Genomic DNA, 4,251 nt, shown 5'->3' on the forward strand with positions numbered 1-4,251 from the left:
ATTGGATCATATCTATCAAGCAGCTTAAGTGTTCAATTTATTATTGCAATTTACGAATAAATATTAATTAAAAAAATAAGAGAAAATGCGATTTTCTCTTATTTTTTTAATTATGACTAGATATTTTTTTGTGTTTTGCTATAATAGAAACTAACATTAAAAAATAATGTGAAGATTAAATAAAAAGTAAGGAGCTGCAAATATGGCTAGATACTTAATAAAGCGTATTTTATATATGATCCTCACTTTGTTTATTGTAGCAACGGTAACCTTTTTCTTAATGAAATTGATGCCAGGATCACCGTATGCCAATGAAGCAAAGATGACGATGACGCAAAGACATATCATGGACCAACAATATGGTTTGAATAAACCAGTATGGCAACAATACTTGATTTATATTGTCGGTATGCTGCACGGTGATTTTGGAACAAGTTTCCAATACAGTAATCAACCTGTCTCATCATTAATTGGTGCTCGTCTCGGTGCTTCAGTTCAATTAGGTCTTCAAGCATTGATTCTTGGTGTTGTGCTCGGCGTTATCGTTGGTGCGATTGCAGCCATGAAACAAGGTACTTGGGCTGATTCTACTGCAACTGTTTTTTCAATTATTGGTAAATCTGTTCCTAACTTTGTTTTAGCAGTTCTTCTTCAATATTACATTGGTTTAAAACTGGGATGGTTCCCGATCGCTGGTTGGGGTCAATTTTCTCAAACCATCTTGCCAACTATTGCTTTAGCTGTAGGTCCGCTTGCTGAAACGGCTCGATTTATTAGAACTAGCATGGTTGATACTTTGAGTAGTGACTACATTGAATTAGGTAAGGCAAAAGGGTTAAGTAGAATGGAAGTTATTAGAAAGCACGCAATGCGTAACTCAGTAATTCCATTAGTGACTTTGATTGGACCTTATGCTGTAGCGTTGATGACTGGTTCAATGGTTATTGAAAATATTTTCAATATCCCTGGAATTGGTGAACAATTCGTTAAGTCAATTTTGACTAATGACTATCCAACAATCATGGGTATTACAATGGTCTACTGTATTGGTCTAGTAATTGTTCTTTTAATCACTGATATTGTTTACGGATTAATCGATCCACGAATTAGATTAGCAGGAAGTGAGGCTTAGAGATATGGATGAAAAAGATTTAAAACTTAGTCCAGATGCTTTTGAACCTTTACCAAAAGGACAAGCTCAAGATAGTGAAAAAATTGCTGGGCCTGCACTTTCATTTAGTCAAAATGTTTGGATAAGATTCAAACAAAGAAAAGCAGCTGTAATCTCTGCAATCGTTATTATTTTTATGGTTATAGTTGCTTTTGGTTCAACGCCATTTATTAATAAATCTACATTGGTAAAATCACATCCGCAGTACGCTAATTTACCTGCTAAAGTTCCGGGATTGAGCGCTATTAATGGTCTTAACGGTAAAATTAAGCAAAATGGCCAATGGGTTGATGCCTATGCTCAAAATAATGTTCCTAAGGATAAGTATTTCATAGCAGGAACTGACTACTTAGGTCGTTCATTAGGTCAAAGAATTATTTATGGTACAAAAATTTCTTTAATTGTTGCTTTAGTAGCTGCTTTCTTTGATTTAACGATCGGGGTTATGTATGGAATAATTTCTGGTTGGAAAGGCGGAGGAGTCGATAACGTTATGCAACGGATTATCGAAATTATTTCTTCCGTTCCTAACTTAATTATTGTGGTTCTAATGTTGGTTGTTTTAAAACCAGGTATTACTTCAATTATTTTAGCAATTGCTATTTCAAGTTGGACGACAATGGCCCGGCAAATTCGTGCAGAAACATTGAGTTTGAAAAATGAAGAATATGTTTTGGCAGCACAGTCATTAGGTGAATCAGGTTGGAAAATTGCATGGAAGCATCTTGTTCCTAATTTATCAAGTTTAATCATTATTCAAACCATGTATACTATCCCAAGTGCAATCTTCTTTGAAGCATTCCTAAGTTTTATTGGTATTGGTATCACTGCACCGGAAACCTCACTTGGTGTGCTTCTGAATGAAGGCCAAAAGAACTTCCAATTCTTACCATATCAGATGTGGTATCCAGCAATTGTTTTATGTATCTTGATGATTGCATTTAACTTACTTGGTGATGGCTTGCGTGATGCATTTGACCCTAAAGGACAAAGATAGGAGGCAAAACTAAATGCCAAAGAAAATTTTGGATGTTAAAAATTTGAAAATTGATTTTCACACTTATGCAGGTGAAGTAAAGGCAATTCGTGATGTCTCCTTTCATTTGAATGAGGGAGAAACCTTGGCAATTGTTGGTGAATCAGGTTCAGGAAAATCTGTTACTACTCGTTCAATTATTGGACTTCTTGCTCGTAATGCTCAAATTATGGGTGGAGAAATAAATTTTCACGGTAAAAATTTATTGGATATTTCTGAAAAAGAATGGCAAAAAATTCGTGGTAATGAAATTGCCATGATTTTCCAAGATCCAATGACTTCACTGGATCCAACCATGAAGATTGGTCAACAAATTGCAGAGCCTTTAATTAAACATAAGGGAGCTTCTAAAAAAGAAGCTTGGGCAAAAGCTCTCGACATGATGAAAGCTGTTGGAATTCCTGACGCTGAAGAAAGAATTAATCAATATCCACACCAATTTTCAGGTGGGATGCGTCAAAGAATCGTGATTGCGATTGCCCTCATTTGTGAGCCAGAAATTTTGCTTGCTGATGAACCAACAACAGCTCTTGACGTTACAGTACAAGCTGAAATCCTTGATTTAATGAAGGATTTACAAAAGAGAGTAAAGACTTCAATTATCTTTATTACCCACGATTTAGGTGTTGTTGCCGGAATGGCAGATCGAGTTGCTGTAATGTACGCTGGTGAATTTCTTGAATATGGTACTGTTGATGATATCTTTTATAATCCACAACATCCATATGCTTGGGGACTCATTAATTCAATGCCAACTCTTGAAAGTAATACCTTGGAATCAATTCCGGGTACACCCCCAGATTTACTTGATCCACCTAAGGGTGATCCGTTTGCACCAAGAAACAAGTATGCAATGAAAATTGATATTGAGCGTAAACCACCATTTTTCAAAGTATCAGATACACATTATGCGGCTACTTGGTTACTTGCACCAGGAGCACCTAAAGTAGAACCACCGGCTGAAATTCAAAGACGTTGGAAGAAATTTGAATTGATGCAAGAAGAAAATAAGGCACAAAACTAGCAACAGCGAGAGGAGATTTATATGTCAGAAAAAGAAAAGATTTTGCAAGTAAAGCATTTAAAGCAATACTTCAAAAATGGACGTACAATCACTAAAGCTGTAGATGATGTGAGTTTTGATATCCATAAAGGAGAAACCTTCGGTTTAGTAGGTGAATCAGGTTCAGGTAAAACTACGACTGGCCGTTCAATTTTACAGCTTTATCAACCAACTGCTGGTGAGGTTATCTTTGAGGGAAAAAACATTGAAAATCTGAATAAACGTGAAGATAAATTGAAATTTCGGCGTGATGCACAGATGATTTTCCAAGATCCATATGCATCATTAAATCCTAGAATGACAGTAGAGGATATTATTGCGGAAGGTTTGGACATTCACCATTTAGTTAAATCAAAAGAAGAACGTCGTCAGAGAGTAGAAGAATTACTTGAAACGGTTGGCTTGAATAAGAATCATGCTAGTCGTTTCCCTCACGAATTTTCTGGTGGGCAGCGTCAAAGAATCGGAATTGCACGTGCATTGGCAGTAGAACCTAAATTTATCGTTGCAGATGAACCTATTTCGGCGTTAGATGTTTCGATTCAAGCGCAAGTTGTTAACTTGATGATAGAATTGCAGAAAAAGCATGGGCTAACTTACTTATTTATTGCGCATGACTTATCAATGGTTAAATTTATTTCTGACCGCATTGGTGTTATGCACTTTGGTAAGTTACTCGAAGTAGGACCAGCCGATGATGTTTATGATCGTCCGTTGCATGACTATACTAAGAGTTTGATTTCGGCAGTTCCAGTGCCTGATCCAGAAATTGAACGAAATCGTAAGCGTATAGACTATGATGTACAAAAAGAAGAGGGCGATGGTAAAGAACGTACTATGCATGAAATCCGTCCTGGACATTTTGTGCGTTGCAGTGATGATGAAGTTGCTCATTATCAAAATGTTGCTGATAGCTATGAATAAGCAGTGTCTGGGAAAAAACTAATTCCTAAGACATAAAAAAGAACGATGATTTCCTAA

The 4,251-nt window shown here is 36.3% G+C and carries 4 protein-coding genes; all 4 read left to right on the plus strand.

Annotated features, from left to right (window positions below; all coding sequences use genetic code 11):
- Positions 1–202: 202 nt before the first annotated feature.
- The 4 genes from opp3b to CP357_RS09615 are packed head-to-tail and all read left to right on the plus strand — an operon-like array spanning position 203 to position 4,194.
- Positions 203–1,132, plus strand: a complete 930-nt coding sequence (opp3b, locus tag CP357_RS09600) for an oligopeptide ABC transporter permease (protein ID WP_087176546.1) — start codon at positions 203–205, stop codon at positions 1,130–1,132.
- A gap of 4 nt (positions 1,133–1,136) precedes the next feature.
- Positions 1,137–2,168 (plus strand): ABC transporter permease, encoded by a 1,032-nt coding sequence (locus CP357_RS09605; RefSeq protein WP_087235722.1) that lies wholly within the window; start codon positions 1,137–1,139, stop codon positions 2,166–2,168.
- 13 nt (positions 2,169–2,181) lie between these two features.
- Positions 2,182–3,231: an ABC transporter ATP-binding protein gene (locus CP357_RS09610; protein WP_098037192.1), complete on the plus strand. Its 1,050-nt coding sequence runs from the start codon at positions 2,182–2,184 to the stop codon at positions 3,229–3,231.
- A gap of 21 nt (positions 3,232–3,252) precedes the next feature.
- Complete coding sequence (locus CP357_RS09615) at positions 3,253–4,194, plus strand: ABC transporter ATP-binding protein (RefSeq protein ID WP_098037193.1); 942 nt, start codon at positions 3,253–3,255, stop codon at positions 4,192–4,194.
- Positions 4,195–4,251 lie beyond the last annotated feature (57 nt).

This window comes from Lactobacillus sp. UMNPBX6, assembly GCF_002553975.1.
GTDB classification, from domain to species: Bacteria; Bacillota; Bacilli; order Lactobacillales; family Lactobacillaceae; genus Lactobacillus; species Lactobacillus gallinarum.

Bases quoted from the DNA above. Each gene is read 5' to 3' on its own strand.
- CP357_RS09615 (WP_098037193.1), top strand. From the start codon at position 3,253: ATGTCAGAAAAAGAAAAGATTTTGCAAGTAAAGCATTTAAAGCAATAC.
- CP357_RS09605 (WP_087235722.1), top strand. From the start codon at position 1,137: ATGGATGAAAAAGATTTAAAACTTAGTCCAGATGCTTTTGAACCTTTA.
- CP357_RS09610 (WP_098037192.1), top strand. From the start codon at position 2,182: ATGCCAAAGAAAATTTTGGATGTTAAAAATTTGAAAATTGATTTTCAC.
- opp3b (WP_087176546.1), top strand. From the start codon at position 203: ATGGCTAGATACTTAATAAAGCGTATTTTATATATGATCCTCACTTTG.